This is a genomic window from Streptomyces sp. NPDC058221 (assembly GCF_042882365.1).
Taxonomy (GTDB): domain Bacteria; phylum Actinomycetota; class Actinomycetes; order Streptomycetales; family Streptomycetaceae; genus Streptomyces.
Genome location: NZ_JBHVWF010000288.1, coordinates 1 through 3,480, shown reverse-complemented (window position 1 = coordinate 3,480; position 3,480 = coordinate 1). Strand labels below are relative to the sequence as shown.

The window sequence follows — 3,480 nt, the reverse complement described above, 5'->3', positions numbered from 1 at the left end:
CCCACTACGGCATCCTCGGAAACCGTGCCGTCGGCCGTCTTGTCCAGATGGAAACGTGAATCGGCGGAATTGGAGCGATGGTCGCCCATCACGAAGATTCGTCCGGCGGGAACCTTTACCTCGAATTTGATCGTGGAGGGGGGATTGCCGGGAAAAAGATAGGGCTCGTCGACCGCCTGGCCGTTCACCATCAGCCGGCCGTCCTTGTCGCAGCACTTGACGGTGTCACCGCCGACGGCGACCACCCGCTTGATGAGGTCCTGCTCGTCGTCGGACGGCAGCAGCCCGATGAAGGTCAGCACCTCCTTCACCTGCTTGATGACGACAGGCGACTCCTTCGCCGTCACCGGATTCGGCGGCGGCCAGTCGGAGGGGTTGCTGAACACGACCACGTCCCCGCGCTGCGGCCGGGAGCCGAACCAGGGCGTCAGCTTGTCCACCAGGACCCGGTCACCGATCCGGATGGTCTGTTCCATGGATCCCGACGGGATCACGAAGGCCTGCACCAGGAACGTCTTGAGGACCAGCGCGATCAGCAGCGCGACGGTGATGAGGAGGGGTATCTCCTTCACAGCGGATCTGCGCCGCTTCCGCTTCACCTTGCGGGCCAGCTTGCGCCGCTCCGCCCGGGTGGGCAGCGAGCGGGCAGCCGCGGGCCCGGTGTCGGTGGGCAGCTCCGCTCCGGGACCGGCGGCACGGTGCCGCCGCCCGTGGTTACCCATGCGTCGCGCCCGGCGCCGGTATGCCGTCGAAAGCCGCGGTGCCCGGCAGGGAGCCCAGCCGCCCCAGCGGCCAGCCGAACCAGTCGACCCGGCCGATCACCTGGTCGACGGGCACCATGCCGCCCCCGGGTTCACCGAGGTGGTCACGGGAGTCGCGGGACCGGCTGCGGTGATCGCCCATCATCCAGAGCGAGCCGTCCGGCACGACGATGTCGAAGGGCGCCCGGGACGGTGCGTCACCCGCGAACAGGTAGTCCTCGTCCAGGGGACGGCCGTTCACCTCGACCCTCCCCCGCTTGTCGCAGCAGACCACCCGGTCGCCCCCCACGCCCACCACCCGCTTCACGAAGTCGGTCTCGGCCGGCTCCGCGAGCCCCAGGGAAGCCGCCGCCCCGTGCAGCAGCCCGGTGACGGGGTTCTCCTGCGGCGCCTCCTGCATGAAGGAGCCGGTGCCGTCAAAGACCACCACGTCGCCACGCCCGGGTACGGAGCCGAAACGGTACGCCAGTTTGTTGACGAGCACCCGGTCCCCAACCTGCAGCGTGGACTCCATCGAGCTGCTGGGAATCAGGAAGGGCTGCACCACGAAGGTGCTGAGGAGCAGTACGAAGACCGCGCAGACGGCACCGAGCGCGAGGGTGCGCCGCCACGACATGGAGGCGGCGAAACGGTGCGGGATACGCGAAAAGCGCGACCCCTCCTCCGGCCCCTGAGGGGCTGCGGAGGAGCGGTCGCGCTCCGTGGGTCCTGCGTCCGTGTCCATCGGGGCCAGAGCTTATCCGGCCGTGCTGTGGACCTGGGAGCCAGCTCAGCGGTCGCGCTTCTCCTTGATCTTCGCGGCCTTGCCGCGCAGCTCACGGAGGAAGTACAGCTTGGCGCGACGGACGTCACCGCGGGTGACGATCTCGATCTTCTCGAAGATCGGGCTGTGCACCGGGAAGGTGCGCTCGACGCCCACCTGGAAGGAGACCTTGCGGACCGTGAAGGTCTCGCCGATGCCCGCGCCCTGGCGGCGGATGACGATGCCCTTGAACTGCTGGATACGGGAGCGGCTGCCCTCGATCACGCGCACGTGGACGTTGACGGTGTCGCCGGGGCGGAACGCCGGGACGTCGGTACGCAGCGATGCGGCGTTGACGCCATCGAGCAGGGAAGTCATGATGTCTGCTTTCTTCGCCGATGCCACAGGTCATCGACGGGAGAGTGATGAGTTCGGGGTGCTGATCGCGTCGGGCGGGCGTCGTTCCCCCTGTGGCAGGGGCGCGCGTCGGACGTACAGCAGCGGCCTATTCTTCCACGGCGTCGGGCCTGCGCCAAAATCGGCCGCCGGGCTCCGGCGACCAGCCCATGATCGAGAGCATCTCGCGGTCCTTCTTGTCGAAGCCCGCCGCCTCGCAACGCTCGATCAGATCGGGCCGGTTGAGGGCGGTACGGCGGAAGGCCTCGTCCCGGCGCCAGCGCGCGATGCGGCCGTGGTGGCCGCTGAGCAGTACGTCCGGGATTCCCCTGCCGCGCCACTCGGGCGGCTTGGTGTAGACGGGCCCCTCCAGCAGATCGGCCATCGCGCCGGGGGCGAAGGAGTCGTCCCGGTGCGATTCGGCGTTGCCGAGCACGCCGGGCAGCAGCCGGGCCACCGCCTCCGTGATCACCAGCACCGCGGCTTCCCCGCCGGCCAGCACGTAGTCGCCGATGGAGACCTCGACGACCGGCATCCGGGTCGCGTACTCCTCGGTCACCCGCCGGTCGATGCCTTCGTATCGGGCCGGGGCGAAGACCAGCCAGGGCCGCTCGGACAGCTCGACGGCGAGCTCCTGGGTGAACGGCCGGCCGCTCGGCGTCGGAACCACCAGCACCGGGGAGTGCGCCCCGGACTCGTAGCCGTCCGCCAGGATCTCGTCCAGCGCGTCGCCCCAGGGCTCGGTCTTCATGACCATGCCGGGGCCGCCACCGTAGGGGGTGTCGTCGACCGTGTTGTGGCGGTCGTACGTCCACTCCCGCAGATCGTGCACCTGCACGCCGAGCCGGCCGCGGGCGCGCGCCTTGCCGACGAGCGAGACGTTCAGCGGTTCCAGGTACTCGGGGAAGATCGTGACGACGTCGAGCCGCATCAGTCGTCGTCCCCGGACTCGGCGGTGCCCGCCCCGGAACCGTCATCGGGGGCTGCGGACTCCTCGTCGCGCGAGGAGACCACGACCGCCTCGCTCTCGTTGATCAGGCCCGGCGGCGGGGTGATCACCGCACGCTGTTCCTCCAGGTCGATCTCGGAGACGATCTCCTCCACGAACGGGATCATCACCTCGCTGCCGTCGGGACGCTCCACGATGAAGAGGTCCTGGGACGGCAGGTGCGTGATCTCGGTGATCCGGCCGATCTCGGTGCCGTCGGCGAGAACCACGTCCAGGTCCATCAGCTGATGGTCGTAGAACTCCTCCGGGTCCTCCGGGAGCTCCTCCGGGTCGACGTCGGCGATCAGCAGCGTGTTGCGCAGCGCCTCGGCGGCCGTGCGGTCCCGTACGCCCTCGAAACGCAGCAGCAGCCGGCCACTGTGCACCCGGCCCGTCTCGATCGTCAGCGGTCCCGTGGAGGCCGGCTCGGTGGCCAGTACGGCACCCGGTCCGAGCCGGAGCTCCGGCTCGTCCGTGCGCACCTCGACGGTGACCTCGCCCTTGATGCCGTGGGCGCGACCGATCCGCGCGACTACCAACTGCACCTTGTGTCTCTCCTGTCGTACGACGACGGGCCGGGGTGGGCCCATGGC

General features: G+C 69.5%; 5 protein-coding genes. All 5 read right to left on the bottom strand.

Annotated features, from left to right (window positions below; all coding sequences use genetic code 11):
• Window positions 1-722, bottom strand: a 722-nt coding sequence (lepB, locus tag ACFVW8_RS38755) for a signal peptidase I (RefSeq protein WP_389698700.1), incomplete at its 3' end; no start/stop codon positions are given.
• On the bottom strand, window positions 715-1,485 hold the full coding sequence (lepB, locus tag ACFVW8_RS38750) for a signal peptidase I (protein WP_389698698.1): 771 nt from the start codon (window positions 1,483-1,485) through the stop codon (window positions 715-717). The genes lepB (ACFVW8_RS38750) and lepB (ACFVW8_RS38755), both read right to left, overlap by 8 nt.
• 45 nt (window positions 1,486-1,530) lie before the next feature.
• Window positions 1,531-1,881 carry a 50S ribosomal protein L19 gene (gene rplS / locus ACFVW8_RS38745; protein ID WP_389698696.1) on the bottom strand — a complete coding sequence of 117 codons (351 nt, stop codon included), beginning with the start codon at window positions 1,879-1,881 and terminating at the stop codon, window positions 1,531-1,533.
• Between the two features lie 127 nt (window positions 1,882-2,008).
• Window positions 2,009-2,830 (bottom strand): tRNA (guanosine(37)-N1)-methyltransferase TrmD, encoded by an 822-nt coding sequence (gene trmD / locus ACFVW8_RS38740; protein WP_389698694.1) that lies wholly within the window; start codon window positions 2,828-2,830, stop codon window positions 2,009-2,011.
• Window positions 2,830-3,432, bottom strand: a complete 603-nt coding sequence (gene rimM, locus ACFVW8_RS38735) for a ribosome maturation factor RimM (protein ID WP_389698702.1) — start codon at window positions 3,430-3,432, stop codon at window positions 2,830-2,832. Before rimM ends, trmD begins: the two co-directional genes overlap by 1 nt.
• Window positions 3,433-3,480 lie beyond the last annotated feature (48 nt).

What these genes read in the sequence shown, in the direction of transcription:
- lepB (WP_389698698.1), bottom strand. Translation starts at nt 1,485, where the DNA reads ATGGACACGGACGCAGGACCCACGGAGCGCGACCGCTCCTCCGCAGCC.
- rplS (WP_389698696.1), bottom strand. Translation starts at nt 1,881, where the DNA reads ATGACTTCCCTGCTCGATGGCGTCAACGCCGCATCGCTGCGTACCGAC.
- trmD (WP_389698694.1), bottom strand. Translation starts at nt 2,830, where the DNA reads ATGCGGCTCGACGTCGTCACGATCTTCCCCGAGTACCTGGAACCGCTG.